Origin of the sequence: Lacrimispora sp. (assembly GCF_031982545.1) — a bacterium.
GTDB lineage: Bacteria > Bacillota > Clostridia > Lachnospirales > Lachnospiraceae > Lacrimispora.
In genome coordinates this window covers 89,697-111,670 of record NZ_DALYXB010000005.1, presented here as the reverse complement: position 1 = coordinate 111,670, position 21,974 = coordinate 89,697, and the positions used below count along the sequence as shown (strand labels likewise).

Below are 21,974 nucleotides of genomic sequence, written 5' to 3'. Positions count from 1 at the left end.
GAAAGGAACAGATGGATATGAAACATGCTGGTATCTGGTATGGAGGAGATTATTATCCGGAGCAGTGGCTCAATCATCCGGACATACTGAAGCAGGATATGGATTATATGAAAAAAGCAGGAATCAATACAGTAACCATGGGAATGTTCGCCTGGTCGTTTCTGGAACCGGAAGAGGGGAGATACGACCTTGGCTGGCTGAAGGAACGGGTAGATGAACTTTATCAGAATGGAATTTATACCATTATGGGGACTCCTTCCGGAGCCCGTCCAAAGTGGTTGTCTGATAAATATCCGGAGGTGCTTCGGGTGGATGATACGGGGCGCCGGCAGCTGTTTTCAGGAAGGCATAATCATTGCTTTACTTCTCCGGTATACAGGGAGAAAGTAAAGAAGATCAATAAAAAATTAGGGGAGGAATTTGCTTCTCACCCTGGCGTGCTTATGTGGCATATTTCCAATGAGTACGGGGGGGAGTGTCACTGCTCCTTATGTCAGAAGGCCTTTCGTCTCTGGCTGAAAAAGAAATATGATTCCATAGAAGATTTAAACCGCAGATGGTGCACGGCATTCTGGAGCCATATCTACCAGTCTTTTGACCAGATTGAAAGCCCCTCCTCCATTGGTGAGACCATGGTTCATGGTCTGAATCTGGACTGGAAACGATTTGTAACCGATCAGACGGCTGACTTTGCCTTGTGGGAAGTGAATTCTCTGAAGGAGGCAGGAGCCCTGCAGCCGACTACCACAAATCTGATGTATGATTTCAAGGGGCTTAACTACCAGAGACTGGCCCAGACAGTGGATGTGATATCATGGGATTCCTATCCGTTATGGCACAAAGAAAAAGAATTTCTGACAGCAAGAGACAATGGGATGCAGCATGACTTTATGAGAAGTTTAAAGCGGAAACCGTTTCTCCTGATGGAATCCTGTCCCAGCAGCACCAACTGGCAGGGGGTGAGCAAGCTGAAGAAGCCTGGTATTCTTTCACTGTCTTCCTGGCAGGCAGTGGCTCATGGTTCGGACAGCGTTCTGTATTTCCAGATACGGCAGAGCAGGGGCTGTTCAGAGAAATTTCACGGGGCTGTGATTGATCATTATGGGGGATCGGACACACGGGTGTTTGGAGAGATCAGCCAGATTGGAAAGGAACTTTCCTGCCTGGAGGAATTGGCTGGTACCGGTGTGAAGTCAAAAGCAGCCGTGATCTATGATGTAGAAAACAGGTGGGCAATGGAAGATGCCCAGGGACCAAGAAATAATGGGCTGTTTTATCATGAAACCTGTGTAAAAATCTACAGTGCCATTAAAAAACTGGGATTGAATGTGGATGTAGTTACCATGGACAGTGATCTAAGTGGTTACCAGCTGGTAGCAGCTCCCATGATCTACTTATACAGAAGTCATATCCATGAAAAATTAAAAAGATTTGTTCAAAACGGAGGCCAGCTGATGGTTACCTACTGGTCAGGAATTGTGGATGAAGAGGACAAGTGCTTTCTGGGCGGTGCTCCCCATGGGCTGATGGATGTGCTGGGGCTTCGCAGTACAGAGATTGACGGACTCTATGACGGAGACTGTAACTATATGGTTTCGCTGCCTGGAATTGGTGAGGAAAAACGGTTTGAATGCAGAAATCTCTGCGAGCTGGTCAGTCTTTCCGGAGCTGCTCCCCTTCTTGTTTATGAAACGGATTTTTATAAGGGATATCCGGCACTTACAAAAAATTCTTATGGAAAAGGAACGGCTTATTATGTATGTGCAGACGCAGGTCAGGATTTCTATGATGATTTCTTTCATAATCTGACCATAGAAGCTGGGATAAAGCCCCTTCTTGAGGGGCGGTTACCGGAGGAACTTGAGGTTTCTTCCAGGGAATCAGAAGGATATGAATACCTGTTCATTCAGAACTACAGCAAAAAGGCGGTAAAGCTGGGAGAAAAGACGATATCCTGTATAAAAGAAGGCACGATTTTGGCTGGGAAAATATTTGAAGATGGTAAAATAAATGGTTATGAAACGGTGATTGTAAGGAAGGATGTCCGATAACAGGTTTCATGAGCAATTAAAAGAAAAAAAAGATGTCTAAGTTTTGGCAGCTATATGCCGGATAAGACATCTTTTTTTTATGCTCTTTTCACAAAAATAATGAAAATGTTTCAAAAATGACCAATCGGAACTTAAAGATATTAAGTTATTGTATAAAAACTAATAAGTTGAACTGGGTAAAGTTATCTCATATAATCAACAAGAACAAAAAAAGGTAATTTTGAACCAAAAAATTATTTAATTTACACAAAGGAGAGACGACTATGCCATTACGCTGTACGAAACCAATTCCTCATCCTGTTAAGGATCTGGCATATGAGCCATGGAAATTGGAAGTAAAACCGTTTCAGGTATCACCCCAGACCTATTTCGCAGCAGGTCAGAGCTGGGTTGGATGTTACCTTATTGATACGGGTGAGGGACTGATTCTGATTGACACTGCAATACCGGAAAGCATGTATATGCTTGTGGATTCCATCTATCGCCTGGGTTATAAGCCTGAGGATATTAAAAAGATACTGATCAGTCATGCTCATTTTGACCATTGCGGCGCTGCAGCAGCGATGAAAGCGCTCACAAAGGCAGAGCTTTATATTTCCAGAGAGGATTACGAATTCTATAAAGCCTGTCCCGAGGAGACCATGGTGCTGGATCCAGATTCCCATCCTCAGATGTTTGAGGCAGATTGTTTTTATGATGATGACCAGCCAATCGTTCTTGGCAATGTATCCATACGGACGATGCTCACACCTGGTCATACCATTGGATGTACCAGTTTTTTCTGGGAAGAACGTAATCCGGTCAATGGAGAAACCTATCAGGTTGCCATGCATGGTGGAGTGGGGGCCAATACCATGAATGATGATTATTATAAGATAAGTAAATATTTAACTCCGGATCTTAGAGAGCGTTTCTTTTCAGATGAGGAAAAGCTGAAAGAGATCCATGTGAATATTGCACTGCCAAGTCATCCGAACCAGATTGAAATTATTGATCGTGCAGGACAATACACTGACGAAAGCCAGCCATACCTTGATGATACCATCTGGGCCGAGTTTATCCATGAAAGGGTACGGCAGGTTAAGGCACTGATGAAATAATTGATTTAGAACAGACAGGAGAAAACGTATGGAAATGTACATTGTTTTGGGTGTGACTTTATTTATGATGATATCATTCGTCCTTCATAAGGTTCCTTTTGGAGTAACAACCATGACCTGCTGCGCAATTCTGGCAGTGACAGGAGTTGTTGATCTTCCAACTGCTTTCAGCGGCTTTGGAAATAAGATTGTGGTTTTGATTGCGCCTATGCTGGCGTTGAGTGCAGTTCTTCCAAGAACCAGCATGATAGCAAAACTCAGCAAAACCTTAAATGCAATGAAAGGAAAAAGGGGAATGCTTTTGGTCGGATTTTTCTTTCTGATCGGCGCGGTATTTGCACAGTTCATCCCTAATACAGCCTCTATCACTATTTTAGTGGTATTCTTATCAACGCTGGATGATTCCGGAGATATTACGGCAAACCGTCTGCTGCTTCCTCTGCTTGGTATTTTATGCGCATGGAAGTTCCGTTTCCCAATTGGTATGGGAGCAGCTACTTTTGCAACAATTAACGGAATGTATGAAGGGATTATTCCCGATCCTCAGTACGCCCTTAAGATGCTGGATCCATTTATTTATTCTTTGATTCCTATGGCGGTCCTTACTATTTACTGCCTCTTTGGATGGCGTTTGATGCCCAAAAGTGAAAACATTAATCAGTCTGCCTTAAAAGAGGCAAAGAAACATGAAATGCTGTCTCATTCTCAGGAAGTGACCGTGTATATTGTTTTCATAATTGTCATGCTTTTGATGCTGTTAAATCAGTGGACCGGTAATCTGTTGTATTTGGCACCTGGCCTTGGTGTTCTGGCTTTAATCTATGCGAAAATAATTAAAACAGAAGATGCAGTAAAAGATATGACGTCAGATATGGTCTGGATGATAGCGGGTGTACTTGTCGTTGCAGATGCGCTGGGCAAATCCGGCGCAGGTAACCTGATTGGAAAACTGATTCTGGCGATTTTGGGTTCTAATCCAAGCTCGATTTTTGTTATGCTTCTGTTTGCTACTGCAACAGTGGTTATGACTACATTCATGTCAAATATGGCAACAGAAACTGTCTTAATTCCGATTGCAGCTTCCGTAGCTCTTGCAGGCGGCTGGGATCCAAGAGGAATGATTCTTACTATTGGTATAGCAAACATGCTGGCAGTAGGATTCCCTTCCGGATCAGGAGAAGCAGCGGTATGCTTTGCGGCAGGCGGCTATAATCCGATTAAAGTAATGAAGTTTACGATTCCTTATATCATACTTGGTATTATATCCTCCGCTGTTGCAGCTAATATCATGTATCCTATTTACGGATAGGCGGAGCATAAAATATTGATATCTTCCTAAGAATAAAATAGTTTAAAAGGTGCGGCTCCGATCATGGGGCCGCACTTTTTACATGCTGGACACCGTCTTTTTCTTATAGTAAAATGAACCAGACAGGATAAACAGAAGGAAGGGGTCCATATGGGAAAGATTGCGTTGCTTGTTTCGAGAGAAGAGATGATTTATCAGGCACATAACATTCTTCAGGAGAAAAACTATGAGATTGGGGAAATGAGGGTAATTAAAACAGAGGATACGGTTTCAGAAGCCCGCCAGTCCATAGCAAACGGTGCATCTATTATTATTGCAAGAGGTCTCCAGGCATCTCTCATCAAGCAGTACACCGACATTCCTGTAGTGGAAATCGTTATAACTGCCCAGGAGATGGCGCTGCTGGTCAGCAGGGCAAAACAGATTCTGAAAAAAGACAGTCCGGTACTTGGAGTGGTGGGATTTAAAAACATGTTTTGTGACATGTCTTATTTTGATATCATTTATGGAATTGAAATGCGGACATATTTTGCGGAAAAAGGAGATCTTCTGGAGGATATGGCGAGACAGGCAGTCCGTGACGGGATGGATTTGATCATCGGAGGGGATACTGCAGTGGGAATTGCAGGAGAGGCAGGTCTGGCTTCCCTGTTTTTATCCAATACGGAGGATTCCATGAGGAACGCCCTGTCTATGGCGGAAAGCGTTGATTACGCCATGGGCGTGGAAAAACGCAACGCTGCCCAGATCGAGACGCTTCTGGATTATTCCTTTAACGGTGTGGCAAGGCTCGACGCTTTTGGAAATATCGTGGATATTAACGCAACCATGGAAGATATTCTGGAAAAGAAAAAGGAGGAAATTCTTTTAAAGGCGGCAGGAGAGATATTCCCTGAGCTTTTGGGAGAGTCCTTCCATCAGGTGCTGGAATACGGAAAAGAATCTTATTCTCTGTTTATGGAGATCAACCGAACCTCTGTATTTGCCATTGTGGCGCCTGTGGTGATTGAGAAAAAGGTGGAGGGAGCCATACTTACCTGTCACCGCATGAAACGAAAACAGAATAAGGGGCAGGAGTTAAAAGGAATAAGTTCGTCACGGGGAGCCGGGGCACTGGGTGAATTTGGAGATCTTTTGCAGGAATCAAAGAGTATGCAGGACTGTGTACGCCTTGCAAAGCTGTATACCCTCTCAGAAAAGGCGGTATTTATTACAGGAGAACCGGGAACGGAGAAGCAGCTTCTGGCACAATGCATCCATAATGCAGGACTTCATAAAGATGGCCCTTTTATTAATGTTTCCTGTGACGGGCTGGAGGAAGAGGCGCAGTATGATCTGTTATTTGGAGATAAGGGTGCAGTTGCCCAGGCAAAAGGCGGATCTCTCCTCATTGAAGATGTCCATGCTTTAACGAAGGCAAACCAGTACAGACTCTACCAGCTCATCCGGCATAAGCACAGGATGGGGAGAGAAGGGCAGCGGTATCCCGGAGCAGAGGTGCGGGTGATGGTAACTTCCATGGTTTCTTTAGCCGGACTTTTAAAAGAGGGAGGGTTTCGCAAAGAACTCTGCTATCTTCTTGAGGGGCTGTCAGTTACCATTCCACCCTTAAAAGACCGGAAAGAAGATTTAGAGTTCAAGATCCGGGTAACAATCAGAGACTGTTGTGAACATTATTCCAGATTTCATGTGCTGACCAATGGAGCCTATGGGGTATTGCTTCATTACCCTTGGAAAGGCAATTTAATTCAGGTAGAGAATTTCTGCGAACGCCTGATACTGACAGCAGAAAAAAGGAGTCTTGACGAAGCTGCGGTGGATAATCTTCTTGCCAGACTGTATCCGGGTGAAAAAGAGGAGGAATCTGAACCTATCTCCTCAGGAAAGGAAGAAATTCCATTCCCCATGGAAGCGGTAAAAATAAAAGAAACTCTTTTCATGCAGGGTGGAAACCGGGAAAAGACTGCAAGAGAACTGGGGATCAGTAAGGCTACATTATGGAGAAAAATGAAAAAATACCATTTGGAATGAAATCAAAATGAAAATATAATGAAATAAAAATGATACTAAAATGATACGAAGATGAAATTATAGAGAGTTTGTATAAATGTATCCTGCTCATTCGTTGATTCCGCCCATAGCGAAACCACTATTAATTATCTATAATCACAACAGAGATGGGAAGAACCCATCGGTCACAGAAAACAGAATGAAAAAGTGAGGATAAGCATATGAAAATTGGATTTATCGGTTTGGGAATCATGGGAAGACCTATGGCAAAAAACCTGTTAAAAGCAGGTCATGAATTAGTTGTATTTGATTTTAATAAAGATGCGGTTGCAGATCTGGTTTCAAACGGAGCCGCTTCTGCTGAAACTGGAAAAGAATTAGCTTCCCAGTGTGACGTTGTGATCACCATGGTGCCAAACTCTCCTCATGTAAGAGCCGCAGTATTAGGCGGGAACGGCGTTGCAGAAGGTGCAAAGCCAGGAACTGTAATCATTGATATGAGCTCCATTGATCCAACTGAGAGCAGAGCCATCGGTGCAGAGCTTGAAAAGCTTGGGATTGATATGCTTGATGCTCCCGTATCTGGCGGAGAGCCAAAGGCAGTTGACGGAACCTTATCTGTAATGGTAGGCGGTAAGAAAGATTTGTTTGACAAGTATTACGATATGCTTATGGTTATGGCTGGCTCCGTTGTTTATGTAGGCGAACTTGGCGCAGGAAATGTGGCTAAGCTGGCAAACCAGATTGTTGTTGCTGTAAATATTGCAGCTGTATCAGAAGCACTTACCTTTGCAAAAAAAGCAGGAACAGATCCGGAGCTTGTATATCAGGCAATCCGCGGCGGCCTCGCTGGTTCTACCGTTATGGATGCAAAAGCGCCTATGATACTGAATCGAAACTTTAAGCCGGGTTTCCGCATTGAACTTCACATCAAGGATTTAAATAATGCACTGAATGCAGCTCATAATGTAAGTTCTCCCGTTCCTTTAACAGGTCAGTTAATGGAGATTATGCAGGGACTGAAAGCAGACGGTTTTGATAAAGAGGATCATTCCAGCATCGTGAAGTATTACGAGAAAATAGCTAATACCACGGTAGAACCACTAAAATAAGCCGGGCGGAGAGGACAATAATAATGAATACAGATTTTATTAAAGGCGTTATCGTGCCAATCCTTACGCCAATAGATGAAAATGAACTGATCGATGAAGCAAAATTAAGAGATCAGGTTGATTATGTAATTAACGGCGGCGTTCTTGGAATTCTTGCATTTGGCAGCAACGGCGAGTTTTATGCAGTGGAAGAGGAAGAGATGGAGCGCGGATTAAAGATTATGGTAGATCAGGCAGCTGGAAGAGTTCCGGTTTACTTTGGGATCGGCGCTATCAGCACGAAAAAATGCTGCCGTCTGGCTAAAATGGCAGTAGAGAACGGAGCGGCAGGCATATCTGTTCTACAGCCTATGTTTTTAAAGCCAACAGAAACAGAACTTTATAACCATTTTAAAACAATAGCAGAATCTGTACCAGAAACTCCAATGCTGCTATACAACAATCCAGGACGTGTGGGATATACCATGTCTGCGGGTCTGGTTGAACGTCTGGCAAAGGAATTCGATAACATTGTGGGAATGAAGGATACCAGCGGTGATATCACCCAGACCGCAGAGTTCATTCGCAGAACCCGGGGAACAGACTTTAAAGTATTCGGCGGAAAGGATACGCTGTTATACGCATCCATGTGCCACGGCGCAGTAGGCGGAGTCTGTACAGCTGCCAACTTTATGCCGGAGCTGATTACTGATGTTTACAATAAGTTTGTAGCAGGTGACTTACAAGGATCTCTGGAAGCTCAGTTTAAATTAAATCCGGTCCGCCTTTCCATGGATCCGGCAAGCTTCCCGGTAGCTGCAAAGGATATGGCCAATTTAAGAGGAAGAAACGTTGGACTTCCTTATAAACCCAATGTTGCCACTCCGGAAGGTCCTGTTCTTGGCCAGATCAGAAAAGAGATGGAAACAGCTGGATTGATATAATAATAAGAAAGAGGGCAGGCTGGTGGCTGTTGATAGGCTGCCGGCCTGTTTTCCATTTCAGGCGTAAGAGGAAAGGGGCAGGCGATGAAATTTTTATTTGCATCTGATTCATTTAAAGGATCGTTATCATCGGTAGAGATAGTAGGAATCCTGACAGAAGAAGCAAAACGTATTTTTCCGGATTGTGAGTGCAGCGGAGTATCTGTGGCAGACGGAGGGGAAGGAACCATAGAGGCGGTAATTGATGCCATGAATGGACAGATCCGCAGGGTTTTGGTACACGGCCCGCTGATGGAAGAGACAACTGCAGATTACGGAGTGTTCGATGGCAGCCATGCGGTTATTGAGATGGCAAAAGCTTCCGGTCTTCCCATGGTTCCGGCAGAAAAGAGAAATCCTCTCCATACCACAACCTATGGGACAGGGGAACTGATTAAAGCTGCTTTGGATGAAGGTTATCGAAAAATCGCCATTGCAATCGGCGGAAGCGCAACCAATGACGGCGGAATGGGAGCCATGACTGCTCTTGGGGTAAAATTCCTTGATAAAGCAGGAAACCAGCTGACTGGTTATGGAAAAGACTTAGGAGAAGTGGACCGCATTGATGTAAGCGGACTTCATCCGGCGGTAAAAGAGACTGAGTTTACTGTCATGTGTGACGTAACCAATCCGCTGACTGGACAAAACGGTGCAACCTATACCTTTGGGAAACAAAAAGGAGGGACGCCGGAAATACTGGAGCAGTTGGAAAAGGATATGAAATCCTATGCTGAAAAGCTTTTGGAGTTAACAGGTATTGACGTAGACCAGATAAAGGGCACAGGAGCAGCAGGAGGACTTGGAGCTGCTTTAAACGTATTTTTAAATGCCAATATGAAGTCAGGAATTGAAACGGTTCTTGATCTGATTCAGTTTGATGCCCTGCTTAAAGAGGTCGATTTAGTCGTCACCGGGGAAGGCAGAATGGACTGGCAGTCTGCTTTTGGAAAGGTTCCAAGCGGAATCGGCATGCGGTGTAAGGAAAAAGGAATTCCAGCGGTTGCTATCGTAGGCGGCATGGGTGATGGGGCTGAAAAAATCTATGAATACGGAATTGAAAGTATTGCCACAACCATTCAGGGAGCAATGCCCATAGAGGAAGCAATGGAACGGTCGGTAGAACTATATCGGGGAGCAGCACAGCGCACCTTTCGTATGCTGAGAGCCGGAATGAGTCTGAACGGATAAAAAAGGGGAGAAAATGGATATAACCGGATTATGGTCTCTTCAGTGCATGATGTTTTTGCTGGCTGGGGCAGGTGCCATATTAAAGAGAAAAGGTATTTTAAAGGAATCAGGTAAGACGGTGCTGACTGACGCCGTGCTGTATTTTTTTCTGCCCTGCAATATCATCAATTCTTTCCGTATGAAATTTGACAGTAAAATACTGCTCCGGTTCGGGGCAGTCCTTTTCCTGTCCGTTCTTGTACAGATCGTGAGTTATGTTTTAAGCCGGGTATTGTATAATAAAAGGCCCCATGCAGTAAAGCGGGTTCTTCAGTACGCAACCATAGTCTCAAACTCCGGGTTTTTAGGTCTGCCCATTGCAGAAGGAATTTATGGTGCGGAAGGGATGATGTATGCTTCTATATTCATTATTCCCATGCGGATTATGATGTGGTCAGCCGGAATCGCATGCTTTACGGAAAGTCCTGATTTTAAGTCAGTTGTGAAAAAAATAGCAGTTCATCCCTGTATTGTAGCCGTTTATATCGGCCTGTTTCTGCTATTGTTTCAGGCACCCATGGAGGCCTTTCATGCAGGTTTCATGGCTCATCTGCCTTTTGCTGTCCAAACGATACTGGACATAATGGGACTGGCAATTGACAGGGCAGTCCGTTCGGCAGGTAGCTGTACAACAGCTTTGACTATGCTTTTAATCGGTATGATGCTTTCAGAAGTGAGCTTAAAAAGTCTCTTTCACCGGGATGCTCTTTTTATATCCCTTATGCGATTAATTGTTCTGCCTTTCTTAACCCTGGCATTGTGCAGAATATTTAAGATGGAGACCTATCTTACGGCAATCTGTGTACTGATGACCGGGATGCCGGCTGGAAGTACATCGGCTATCCTTGCAGCAAAATATGACTGCGATTATGTATTTGCAACGAAATGTGTGGTGATTTCCACACTTTTATCCATGCTTACAATTCCTCTCTGGTCCATGGGATTTTCATAAAATTAATTACAAACCGTCCTGGAGGGAGAAGAAGAACAGGAGGAGAAAATGGAAAATAAGAGTCAGTGTGTATTACTTCCCGATGGAACAATTGTACCTTCTCTGGGCCAGGGAACCTGGTTTCTTGGAGAACAAAAAAACAGACGGACAGAAGAACTGGATAGTTTAAAGGCTGGAATTTCAGCCGGGATGACCCTTTTAGATACGGCTGAGATGTATGGAGATGGAAAGGCAGAGGAACTTCTTTCGGAGGCCATACAGGGTTTTGACCGCAGCAGCCTGTTTCTGGTATCTAAAGTATATCCCCATAATGCAGGAAGAAAGAATATATTTAAAAGCTGTAATAAAACTCTGGAGCGGCTGAATACGGACTATCTGGATTTGTATCTTTTACACTGGAGGGGGAGTATTCCTCTGAGTGAGACGGTGGAATGTATGGAGCAGCTGAAAAAAGATGGGAAAATACGGCGTTGGGGAGTATCAAATTTTGATACTGCCGATATGAAGGAACTATGGAGTGTGAAAGGAGGAAGTAACTGCCAGATCAATCAGGTTCTCTATCATGTGGCTTCCAGAGGAATTGAGTACGATTTAATCCCGTGGATGGAAGAACACAAAGTCCCTGTCATGGCATACTGTCCTCTGGCACAGGCGGGTGATCTAAAACAGGGTCTCTATGAGAACCCCGTGCTGGTTCGCATTGCAGATGCCCATCATTGTACGGTTTCCAATGTTCTTCTGGCTTTCGTGATACGAAATAACAATGTGGTGGCCATTCCCCGCACAGGAAATAAGGATCACGCACTGGACAATGCAAAGGCGTGGGAAATAGTGCTGTCGGCGGACGAGCTTATGGAAATAAACCAGGCATTTCCCGGGCCGGTAAGAAAGACATTTCTGGATATTGTTTAATAAAAATATGCTCCTTCTTTTTATCTGTTTCAGAAGGAGCATATCTTTGTCATGTTATTTTAAATACTGATCGAAGAATGAGATCATAAGCTGTTTGACCTCGTCCTGAAAGAATTCTCTGGAACCGTGTCCGGCTCCTTTCAGAATATAGTAATCAGCCTTCTCTTCCAGACCGGCTTCTTTAATTCTTCTGTATAGAATGTCGCTGCTTAATTCCAGGGGAACCAGTGGATCATTGTCGCCGTGAAGTATCAGCATCGGGCACATGTCCGGATTTACATAATTAACCGGACTTGCCGATTTGGCACGTTCCATTATGGTAGAAGGATCTCCGCCTATGAGTTTTCCGCCATGGGTATCCTCAATCCGGTGCCAGCGGCTGTTGGGATCATGAAACCTTTTTTCTTCTTCATTCATAAGTGCCTCTACGTCGGTAGGACCAAACATATTACAGCAGGCGTTTGCTTTTGATGACCAGCCGGACCATTCTTCACTTTCAAACGTATCCGTGTTCATTGCTGCAAAAGCTGCAAGGTGTCCGCCTGCGGATCGTCCGAGTACGCCGATCCGATCAGGATCAATTTCGTATTTTGGGGCATTTGCCCGAAGAAAACGGATCGCAGTTTTTACATCCATTATCTGCGCTGGAAAATGTGCCTCATCACTGCTTCGGTAATACATGGATGCCACTACGTAGCCGGCATCGGCAAACTGACTCATCTCACCAAGCATCAGGTTTTTATCCACCCCTCTCCAGCCCCCTCCGGGTATCCACAGAAGGGCTGGTTTTGGATCATGGTTCTCCTCTGGGTCATCTTCACCGGCTGCAAGTTTCATCTCACTGTTGCCGTTTTGAAGCAGGATGGACATTTTAAGATCCATTGAGTTCCCTTGTAAGTCTTTCTGGTGTGAATAAACGATGTTATCTATCAAAGTTAATGATTTTCGTTGATTTCCAGGGTTAATACCTTTTTTCATTTGATATGATTCCTTTCTAGACAAAGATTGGGAAAAACAGATTGACGCCTATAATTAATGCTGCCATTAAAATAAGTACAAGGGGAAGCGTGAACTTCATCAGCTTAAATGCATTGAAATTTCCTATTCCGAAAGCCATCATGGCAGCAGAACAGCCGGTGGGCATAGCGACTGCAAACCAGCAGGATACAGCCGTAACCAGTACAATTGCTTTTACATTCATTCCTCCTGCTAACGCGGTAGCCGCTGCAATGGGGCACATGAGAGCCATGGTTCCAAGATTGGAAAGAAAGTTTGTCATAATGGTTGTGACTACACAGAAAACAATTGTAACGTATATACCGCTGGGGTTTTCGCCAAGAAGGCTGAGTACAGTCTGTCCAATCAGTTCTCCGACACCGGTTTTTCCCAGTACTGAAGAAATGACTGACATACCTGCGATCATCCATATCATGTCACCGGTAAGAGTTGTAACAGTTTCTTTTACAGAAAGAACTCCGGTGACAATTAAGATCAGCACACCAACTGCCGGTAAAATATTGCTTATATTGCTGCCTAACTGGTTGCCAAACATAAATCCCATGATGACGCCGGAGAATACCAGGAAGATAATTGCTTCGTGTTTTTTAGAAATAGCATCCGTTTCTTTTACTTCCCTGACCTGAGAACTGTCAATTTTACTGTTGGGAATTATTTTATACATAAAAAGACAATAAATGGTGCCTGCCACAGCGGGGAAAAATCCTGCTTTCAGATAATCAGTGATGCCAAGTAAGTCTTTTGCTTCTACCATACCCTGATAAAAAGAGTTAATGGTTCCGGGCATGGTTGCACCCATACCAATGGGGATTTTTGCGGTCCAGATCGTATTTACGCAAGCGACAATAAAAAGCATACGGGCTGGAGAGATGTCACTTTCATCATCAAGGGTCTGAACAAACAGAAGCATCATGGAAAGGCAGGCCATCTGTCCCATTAACTGGGATAAGCCAATGGTAATAAGAAGCATTGCCAGAACCAGGACAATCCCGCTTTTGCCCTGCAGACGGTTCATTGCCTGGCGCAGTCTGTGAATCAGGCTGGTCTTTCCAAGGGCGCTGGCAACTACCAGCATATTTGCCACCATAATGGTAGTGCTGTTGGAAAAACCGGAAAATGCAGTGGGGATATCGCTGACCCCTGTCAGTACAAGAACCACGCAGCAGATCATTCCTGTTACGCCATAGGGAATTGCATGAGACAGCAGCATAACAACCATAAATACCAGAATTAACAATACGACTATCATTTCATACGTCATTACTAAAATCCTCCAATACTTTTGTGCAAAAGTATAATGTACCGTATCCTTCATGAAGATGGGCGCCTGGATTGTGCATATTATCTTTTGTAAGTTGGCTACAGATCGGATTATATAGTAATATTTAATAAGGTTCAATTCAGTAATATCTATAAAAGTTATAAGAAAAAGCTATAGAAGTTTTAAGGAGCTGATTAGGATGAATACAAAAAGCCTGCTTTACATAACGACATTAGCGAAAGAAAAAAGCATTTCAGCAGCAGGACGAAAACTGGGAATCTCCCAGCCTACGTTAAGTGTTTATTTATCAAGACTGGAGAGAAGCCTTGGAACAGATCTGTTTATCAGGGATAAAAAGTGGCTGATTCCCACACCGGCAGGAAAGATCTATATAGACACTGCCAACCAGATCCTTGAGGCAAAGGACCAGACGTACCTGGCGATTCGTACTCTGACTCATGAATTAAATGAAACAATTGTCATAGGTGCCACACCCCTTAGAGGAGCAGTTCTGGTAGCACAAATATTTACTCAGTTCAATAAAAGGTTTCCTAATGTGAAAATAGAAATAAAAGAATGTTATATGAAAGATTTGAGAAAGCATGTGATAGCGGGAGATGTGGATATTGCATTAGGTTCTTGTTATGACAGCGAGGAAGAAGATGTGGATTTTGTTATGATGTATAAGGAAGAGGTCATTTTAAGTGCACCGTCTTTTCATAAATTGGCCAGTCTGGCAGGCAAATGTGGCAACAGACTGACTCAAATTGAAATCGGCCAGTTTTCCGATTCACCTTTTGTCCTTATGTGCCAGGGAACTTCCATCAGGGCTATATCTGACAGCATCTTTCTTACTGCTAAAATGAAACCTACGGTTGTTTTTGAAACCAATAATAACCTGGTATTAAGCAATATGATACGTCAGGGAGCAGGAGTGGGGCTGATTCCCCGGTCTTCCATGGCACCGTCAGATCATAAGATCGTTTATTTTTCTCTTTCACCCAGATATTATCTGGGCCTTGGAGCAATTGTTAAAAAGGGGAAGGCTTTGTCAGAAGCGGAACGGTATTTTATTTATCTGGTCTTGAAACAGGATATGAATAATCCAACATATACTCCTGCTTATAGTGGGTATATAAGAGGAATCTGCCATGAATTTGAGAATGAGAGGGAGAACCCGTGAATACTCAGCAGTTAGAATATGTGATTGCAATTGCAGAGGAAAAGAATCTGTCAAAAGCGGCAGAAAAGCTGTTTGTTACCCAGCCAGCAATCAGCCAGCAGTTAAAAAAGCTGGAAGAAGAGCTTCAGACAAAGCTGTTTTATAAAGATAAAAACGATTATCTCCTTACAGATGCAGGGAGAATCTATGTAAATGGAGCACAATACATTCTCAGTCTCTACAGCAGCGCATTAAAAGAGATTGAAAATTTAAATTGTTGGGGAAAAAAGAAACTTACAGTCATTTACCGCAATGATCTGCTTCCTGCAGTTTCAAAGGAGGTGCTTCCTTCACTGGCTGAATTGCATGAGAATATCGTTATAGATACCATAGATGCAGACGGATATATTGCTAAGGATTATGTGATTAACGGTATGGCAGATTTAGCAGTCATGGTGACGAGGGAGCTTTCTCATAGTATGCTGGAATACATACCCCTGCGGAGAGAAAATCTGGTACTGGCAGTGCCGGACAATCACCATTGCCTGAATCAGATTAATAAAAATGGAATAGACTTTTCCTTCTTTTCCGACGATTCATTTATTTTAAATCCGGCTAAAAGCACCTTCCGCACCTGCGAAAATGAGATATTTTCCAGCTGGCAGTTTACTCCGTCCATCCTTTGCGAATCCAATGACCTGACAGTAACCAGACATATGGTGGGCTGCCGGAAGGGGATTGCCTTTTTACCGGAGTCCATGAGAAAGGGAGAAGGCAATTATGTCTGCCTGCCCTTAACTCATCCGGCAGCCTTTTATCTGGTAATTGCTTACCGTAAAAGCAGTATTCTATCAAAGCCTGTGAAAGATCTTATCAAACTGCTTTTAAAAGCTTATGATCATACATAGAGGCAGAACTTAAATAACCAATGTTCCTTTTACATAATTAATTGCAAGTGACATGAAATATTTTTCCGGTTTTGTTAAATAACTGCCTTTTAGATATGCAATGGTACGCATCCAGGTATCCCTTGGAGGTACTGTAAAGTAGGCGATGGGGGCATCCGGGTCCACATAAGACTGGGGGAAGAATGCGGGGCAGATCTGCTGCTTTACCATGTTGAAAACTGTCTGGGTAGAGGCAGATTCAAACAGGATATTGGGAATGAAGCCTGCCCGCTCAAACAACTCATCTACCAGATCTCTCATTCTGGAGTCGCGGGCAATTAATGCAAAGCTGTCTTCTTTTAAAAGGGTTAAGTCAACAGACGGCAAGGTATCATAACTTCGTTCTCCCGCAAGACAGGCAAGAGGATGGCTGATGGGCAGCCCAAGCACAATAAATTCTTCCTCCATCTCGTTATATTCAATGACAGGATTTTTGCGGTTTCCGAAATATGCCAGGCATGCAAGTGTCACCTCTTTTTGCAGAAGAAGCTGTTCCATCTTTTTTACCCGTGCTTCTGCGATCCGGAAGGTGATTTCCGGATAGGCAGCATGAAAGATGGGATAGACATTGGAAAACATAAGAGATCCCTGTTCCGGTGAATAGGCCAGGGAGATCTCCCCCCGCCGCTCGCCTGAGATATCATGGATGATTTTATAAGTCTCCTGCTTTAAGTCTACCATCTGGCGGGCTGTGTTTAAATAGATTCGTCCTGCAACAGTTGGGACCATGGAGTGGCTTTTCCGCTCAAACAGCTGGGTGCCAAGCTCCTTTTCAAGACGGAGTAGCTGCTGATTTAGGGCTGACTGGGTGAGGAATAATTTTTGTGCTGCTTTTGATATACTTTTTTCCTGTTCAATGGCAATGATGTTATCAATCTGGCGTAAGTCCATGATACCCTCCTGAATCTATTAGAAAAAATTAGTAAAAGTTACGAAACAATAAATTGAAATAATTTTATGATGCAATTATAATAAAAATGATAGGATTTATCAATATTAAAATATGCAACATTGGAATTTTACGAAATGAGGACACATATGGAGCAGATAGCGATTCTTCTACCAAGGCAGACCATTTTAAAATATGCCCAGAACGTGCTGGAAAAAGAAAAAACTGAGGTTCAGCTTTTAAAGGTAGTGGATAATTCAAATGCAGTTGTGGAAGCGAAAGAGGCTGTTGAGGCAGGTGCCCGGGTTATCATAGCCAGAGGACTGCAGGCTACGTTGATTAAAGAAAGTTTAAATATTCCGGTTGTGGAAATGCCCATAACGGTACGTGAAATTGGTTTTATGATCTTAAAAGCAAAAAATATGCTGAAAAAGGATCATCCCTCCATTGGAATTGTGGCATTTGATAACATGTTTGAAAGTCTGGATGAACTGGACGAGCTGTTTGGTATTAATCTGCATGTTTATAACCTGAATGAACTGGAAGACACGAGAAACCTGGTCAGTCAGGCTATTATTGACGGTGTGGACTTAATTATAGGCGGAGTAAAAACCAATCAGATAGCATTTGAAATCGGTTTTCCCAGTTTGTTTATGGAAACGGGAGAAGAGTCTATTAAGAAAGCACTTCATCTGGCTGTTCACATGCTTGAACTGGCGGAGCAGGAAAAACACAATAAGGCGCAGATCGATACACTTCTTGATACGTCCTTTAGCGGAATCATTAAGATAAATGCTTATCAGGAAATTGTGGCAGTAAACCGGGTGATTGAGCAGCTGTTGGGGAAGCCAACCAGCGAGGTGATCGGTTTTCCCATTGACAAAGTATTTGATGGAATTGATACAGAAAGTATCAATGGGATCTTAAGCGGAAGGGAAGAACTTTATTCCACCTCTTTTTCCATAAAAAACCAGCTGCTGATGGTAATCGGGGCCCCCATTCAGTACGACGGACATTACAGCGGAGCCATATTGACCTGCCACAAGGTTCGTATGGCAGTGCGGGAGGAAGGGTCAGAATCAGGGGCTAAGCTGGCAGGCAGTCATCTTGCAGTTCATAATTATCATCATATTCTCAGAGAGTCCGTGGAGATAAAACGGTGCATTAAGCTGGCAAGAGCCTATGGAATTTCTAAAAACCCGGTTTTTATATACGGAGAGACCGGCACGGAAAAAGAAATCTTTGCCGAAGCAATTCATAATAACAGCCCTCAAAAAGGGGGACCGTTTATTCATATCAACTGCAGCACACTTTCGCCGGAGGAACAGAAACAGGTTCTGTTCGGCTTTGGAGAGGAAAACAGGAAAAAGCCGGTCAGTGCTCTGGAAGCCGCGGCTTTTGGAACCGTATTTTTAGAAGAGGTGGACCGGTTGTCTCTGGAGTGTCAGTACCTGCTTTTTAAAGCCATTCGCGACAGGCTTTTCTGGGACCGTGATTCGATGGTAAAGCGTGTTCTGCCAGTACGACTTATTGCATGCGCCGGAAAACAACTGGCAGTACTTGTAAAACAGGGTAAATTCCGGGAGGATTTATATTTCTTTCTGTCTGCTTTAGAGATTTCTCTTCCCCCGATCAGGAAGGAACCGGAAGAAATCCGCCGTTTCACCGGCATATTTCTTGAAAAATACAATACTGCCTATTCCAGATATGTGGAAATCAGTGAGGCTGCCCTGGGGGTCATGGAAGAGTATTTCTGGGAAGGAAATTTGTTGCAGCTGGAGAGCTTCTGCGAGAGGCTGGTTCTCACTGCTCATAGAAGAAAAGTGGAAGAGGGGATGGTGCAGAATCTGTTACAGGAGCTATTTCCAATTATCAGAGAAGATAATGGGAGCGGTCAGATCGTAAAAAGCCAGAATCCGGAAGCACTCCGTATTGAGATGCTGATGGAACGTTTTAACGGAAGAAGAACTGAGGTGGCAAAAACAATGAACATCAGTACCACCACTTTGTGGAGGAAGATGAAACGTTACGGGATTGGGAACAGCTATGACGTATGAAAGCAGGGGATTGCAAATAATTGCAATCCCCATTTCATTATTTGAAAGAATAAGAAAGATGACAAAAAAAGACAAAATGCTTGTTGTGTCTGTCAATAGAATGAGAAACAAAAGAAAGTTATAATCAGATTATGTAAGCTTATAATGGCTTTTGGTAAAGGAGATAAAATATGACACCAGTGATTACTAAAATGGAAGTGTATCCAGTAGCGGGAAAAGATTGCATGGAATTAAATTTAAGCGGAGCTCATGCCCCTTTTTTCACTAGAAATATAGTGATTTTGCATGCGGATAACGGCGAGACGGGAGTAGGGGAAGTACCGGGAGGAAAGAAGATTACCGATGCACTCTTAGAATGCGTTCCCCTTGTAACAGGTACCAGAATCAGTGAATACAAAAGCACCCTTTTAAAAGTGAAGGAATATCTGGATTCCAAAGGAGAAGCAGATGTCAGAGGAAACCAGACCTTCGATTTACGTACAGGAGTCCATGTGGTGACTGCCATTGAAGCCCCCTGTCTGGATCTTCTGGGTAAATACTTAGGGGTTCCCGTATGTGAACTGTTAGGCGAAGGAAAACAGAGAGACAGTGTCCGTATGCTGGGTTATTTGTTCTTTGTGGGAGACAGAAATAAAACAGATCTTCCCTACGATTCCGAACCAGATGCAGACTGTGAGTGGTACCGGATCCGTCACGAGGAGGCTCTTACTGCCCAACAGATCGTGGCATTTGCAAAAGCTACAAGAGAAAAATACGGATTCCAGGACTTTAAGCTGAAAGGCGGCGTGCTTCCTGGGAATGAAGAGATGGATGTAATCCGGGAATTAAAGAAAGCATTTCCTGATGCACGGATTGATTTAGATCCCAACGGCGGCTGGCTTCTTGAAGAGGCTGTGGAGTATGTCAAAGGAATGCAGGGAATTTTAACGTACTGCGAAGACCCCTGCGGAGCAGAAGGTGTTTATTCCGGAAGAGAGATTGTCAGTGAATTCCGCCGCCGTACCGGCTTCCCCACGGCTACCAATATGATTGCAACCGATTGGAGAGAGGTAGGTCATTCCCTGGAATCCCAGGCCGTTGACATTATACTGGCTGATCCCCATTTCTGGACAATGAACGGTTCTGTCCGTGTTGCACAGATGTGTCATGATTTTGGCTATACATGGGGTTCTCATTCCAATAACCATTTTGACATTTCCCTTGCCATGTTTACCCAGGTAGGAGCCGCAGTTCCAGGAGAGTACAACGCACTTGATACCCACTGGATCTGGCAGGAAGGCTTAGAACGTCTCACAAAAGAGCCTCTTAAAATCGAAAATGGCTGTATTCAGGTTCCGAAGAAGCCGGGGCTTGGGATTGAAGCTGATATGGAGCAGATTAAGAAGGCTCACCAGATGTATCTGGATCACTGCCTGGGCGGAAGAGATGATGCCATGGGTATGCAGTATTTAATTCCAGGCTGGGAATTTAATCCAAAAAAACCTTGCCTTGTTCGTTAATTTAACGGATTATTAACATTTCTTATTGCTGCAATCGGTATTAATTATTGGATTTATGGGATTTCTGTTGGTATAATGCATGTGAATGTAAGAATGAATGAATTAAAAATATGCAATATGACCAAAGAAAGGAAACGAAACATATGGAGCACACAGGAACGCCAATCGTAACAGAAATGCGGGTCATTCCAGTTGCCGGTTATGACAGCATGCTGATGACGTTAAGCGGAGCTCATGCACCGTGGTTTACCAGAAATTTAGTAATATTAAAGGACAGTGCGGGGAAGACAGGAATTGGTGAGATACACGGAGGAGATTATACCTGTGAAGCATTAAAAAGCTGCACGCCTCTGGTTGTGGGCCAGCAGATTGGAAAATACCGCGCAATTTTAAACACAATACATAGAGCAGGAACAAGAGCGAAAGAAGATGACGGAGAGGGAATACAGACTCTTGACATCAGTAAACTGAAATTTGTTGTAAAAGCGGAGTGGGCGATTGAATGCGCAATGCTTGATCTTCTGGGACAGCACTTAGGGCTTCCCATGTGTGAACTCTTAGGAGAGGGAAAACAGAGAAATCAGGTAGAAACACTGGGATATTTATTTTATGTAAGCGAGAAGGAAAAGGCGTCTCCGGAGCTTCCTTATCTGGATGAAAGTGATAGTGAAGATCCATGGTTCCGCCTTCGCCGCATGGAGATGCTTACACCTGAACGAATTGTAGAACAGGCCAGGGTTCTCCATGAAAAATATGGATTTAAAAACTTTAAGTTAAAAGGCGGTGTGCTTTCCGGCTCCGAAGAGATGGAGGCGGTGCGGGCACTGAAGCAGGCATTTCCCGATGGCCGCATCAATATAGATCCCAACGGTGCATGGAGTTTAAAGGAGGCAATTGAGCTTTGCAGGCCAATGGAGGGAATCTTATCCTACATCGAGGATCCCTGCGGTCCGGAATCCGGTTTCTCCAGCAGAGAGATTATGGCAGAATTTAAAAATGCCGTCAATCTGCCGGTAGCGACCAACATGATTGCAACTGACTGGAGACAGTTTTACCACTCGGCAGCGCTGAAAGCTGTGGATATTGTTCTTGCAGATCCTCATTTCTGGGGATTTGAAGGGAGTGTGAGAATGGCTCAGATCTTAAATGACTGGGGTCTGACATGGGGAAGCCATTCCAACAATCATTTTGATATTACACTGACAGCGTTTGCCCATGTGGCAGCTGCAGCGCCGGGAAATCCAACAGCACTTGATACCCACTGGATCTGGCAGGATGGTCAGAATCTGTTAAAGGATACTCCGTCTATTAAAAACGGGTACTTAGAGGTGCCTGACAGACCGGGCCTGGGAGTGACCATAAATATGGAGCGGGTTATGGAGGCCAATGCATTATATAACAGCCTTTCCTCTCATGACAGGGATGACGCTCTGGCGATGCAGTACTTAATACCAGGCTGGAGGTATGACTGTAAAAAACCGGCATTGGTGAGATAAAAGGAGGAGAA

General features: G+C 43.9%; 17 protein-coding genes. 14 read left to right on the top strand and 3 right to left on the bottom strand.

Annotated elements, in window-relative coordinates:
• The first annotated feature begins 11 nt into the window (after window positions 1-11).
• The 9 genes from ABS301_RS09960 (at window position 12) to ABS301_RS09920 (ending at window position 11,635) form a co-directional block, all read left to right on the top strand.
• Complete coding sequence (locus ABS301_RS09960; RefSeq protein WP_349672086.1) at window positions 12-2,051, top strand: beta-galactosidase; 2,040 nt, start codon at window positions 12-14, stop codon at window positions 2,049-2,051.
• Window positions 2,052-2,314: 263 nt separating this feature from the next.
• Window positions 2,315-3,151, top strand: a complete 837-nt coding sequence (locus ABS301_RS09955; RefSeq protein WP_349672085.1) for an MBL fold metallo-hydrolase — start codon at window positions 2,315-2,317, stop codon at window positions 3,149-3,151.
• 28 nt (window positions 3,152-3,179) lie between these two features.
• A complete protein-coding gene (locus tag ABS301_RS09950; RefSeq protein ID WP_349672084.1) occupies window positions 3,180-4,460 on the top strand; it encodes an SLC13 family permease in 1,281 nt (426 codons plus the stop codon).
• Window positions 4,461-4,610: 150 nt separating this feature from the next.
• Window positions 4,611-6,491 carry a PrpR N-terminal domain-containing protein gene (locus tag ABS301_RS09945; RefSeq protein WP_349672083.1) on the top strand — a complete coding sequence of 627 codons (1,881 nt, stop codon included), beginning with the start codon at window positions 4,611-4,613 and terminating at the stop codon, window positions 6,489-6,491.
• A gap of 200 nt (window positions 6,492-6,691) precedes the next feature.
• A complete protein-coding gene (gene garR / locus ABS301_RS09940; RefSeq protein ID WP_349672082.1) occupies window positions 6,692-7,582 on the top strand; it encodes a 2-hydroxy-3-oxopropionate reductase in 891 nt (296 codons plus the stop codon).
• A gap of 23 nt (window positions 7,583-7,605) precedes the next feature.
• Window positions 7,606-8,505 carry a dihydrodipicolinate synthase family protein gene (locus ABS301_RS09935; protein ID WP_349672081.1) on the top strand — a complete coding sequence of 300 codons (900 nt, stop codon included), beginning with the start codon at window positions 7,606-7,608 and terminating at the stop codon, window positions 8,503-8,505.
• Between the two features lie 84 nt (window positions 8,506-8,589).
• Window positions 8,590-9,732: a glycerate kinase family protein gene (locus ABS301_RS09930; protein WP_349672080.1), complete on the top strand. Its 1,143-nt coding sequence runs from the start codon at window positions 8,590-8,592 to the stop codon at window positions 9,730-9,732.
• A 13-nt stretch (window positions 9,733-9,745) separates the two neighbouring features.
• Window positions 9,746-10,723, top strand: coding sequence for an AEC family transporter (locus tag ABS301_RS09925; RefSeq protein WP_349672079.1), 978 nt, complete (start codon window positions 9,746-9,748; stop codon window positions 10,721-10,723).
• A 48-nt stretch (window positions 10,724-10,771) separates the two neighbouring features.
• Window positions 10,772-11,635 carry an aldo/keto reductase gene (locus tag ABS301_RS09920; RefSeq protein WP_349672078.1) on the top strand — a complete coding sequence of 288 codons (864 nt, stop codon included), beginning with the start codon at window positions 10,772-10,774 and terminating at the stop codon, window positions 11,633-11,635.
• A 54-nt stretch (window positions 11,636-11,689) separates the two neighbouring features.
• On the opposite strand, the gene ABS301_RS09915 is transcribed toward ABS301_RS09920, so the two are convergent.
• Together ABS301_RS09915 and ABS301_RS09910 are read right to left on the bottom strand one after the other, a co-directional pair.
• Window positions 11,690-12,517: an alpha/beta hydrolase fold domain-containing protein gene (locus tag ABS301_RS09915; RefSeq protein WP_349672077.1), complete on the bottom strand. Its 828-nt coding sequence runs from the start codon at window positions 12,515-12,517 to the stop codon at window positions 11,690-11,692.
• Between the two features lie 112 nt (window positions 12,518-12,629).
• Window positions 12,630-13,913: an SLC13 family permease gene (locus ABS301_RS09910; protein ID WP_349672076.1), complete on the bottom strand. Its 1,284-nt coding sequence runs from the start codon at window positions 13,911-13,913 to the stop codon at window positions 12,630-12,632.
• A 199-nt stretch (window positions 13,914-14,112) separates the two neighbouring features.
• Between ABS301_RS09910 and ABS301_RS09905 the strand changes: the two genes are divergently transcribed.
• The gene (locus tag ABS301_RS09905) at window positions 14,113-15,096 is read left to right on the top strand and encodes a LysR family transcriptional regulator (RefSeq protein WP_349672075.1); all 984 of its coding nucleotides are present in this window, start codon (window positions 14,113-14,115) and stop codon (window positions 15,094-15,096) included.
• The gene (locus ABS301_RS09900; protein WP_349672074.1) at window positions 15,093-15,983 is read left to right on the top strand and encodes a LysR family transcriptional regulator; all 891 of its coding nucleotides are present in this window, start codon (window positions 15,093-15,095) and stop codon (window positions 15,981-15,983) included. The genes ABS301_RS09905 and ABS301_RS09900 overlap by 4 nt, the downstream gene beginning before the upstream one ends.
• A gap of 9 nt (window positions 15,984-15,992) precedes the next feature.
• Here ABS301_RS09900 and ABS301_RS09895 read toward each other — a convergent pair whose 3' ends face one another.
• A complete protein-coding gene (locus ABS301_RS09895) occupies window positions 15,993-16,913 on the bottom strand; it encodes a LysR family transcriptional regulator (RefSeq protein WP_349672073.1) in 921 nt (306 codons plus the stop codon).
• A 147-nt stretch (window positions 16,914-17,060) separates the two neighbouring features.
• Here ABS301_RS09895 and ABS301_RS09890 point away from each other — a divergent pair, with 147 nt between their 5' ends.
• From ABS301_RS09890 to ABS301_RS09880, 3 genes are all read left to right on the top strand, one after another.
• Complete coding sequence (locus ABS301_RS09890) at window positions 17,061-18,968, top strand: sigma-54-dependent Fis family transcriptional regulator (protein WP_349672072.1); 1,908 nt, start codon at window positions 17,061-17,063, stop codon at window positions 18,966-18,968.
• Between the two features lie 170 nt (window positions 18,969-19,138).
• A complete protein-coding gene (locus ABS301_RS09885) occupies window positions 19,139-20,467 on the top strand; it encodes an enolase C-terminal domain-like protein (protein WP_349672071.1) in 1,329 nt (442 codons plus the stop codon).
• A gap of 143 nt (window positions 20,468-20,610) precedes the next feature.
• Window positions 20,611-21,963, top strand: coding sequence for an enolase C-terminal domain-like protein (locus ABS301_RS09880; RefSeq protein WP_349672070.1), 1,353 nt, complete (start codon window positions 20,611-20,613; stop codon window positions 21,961-21,963).
• Window positions 21,964-21,974: the final 11 nt, after the last annotated feature.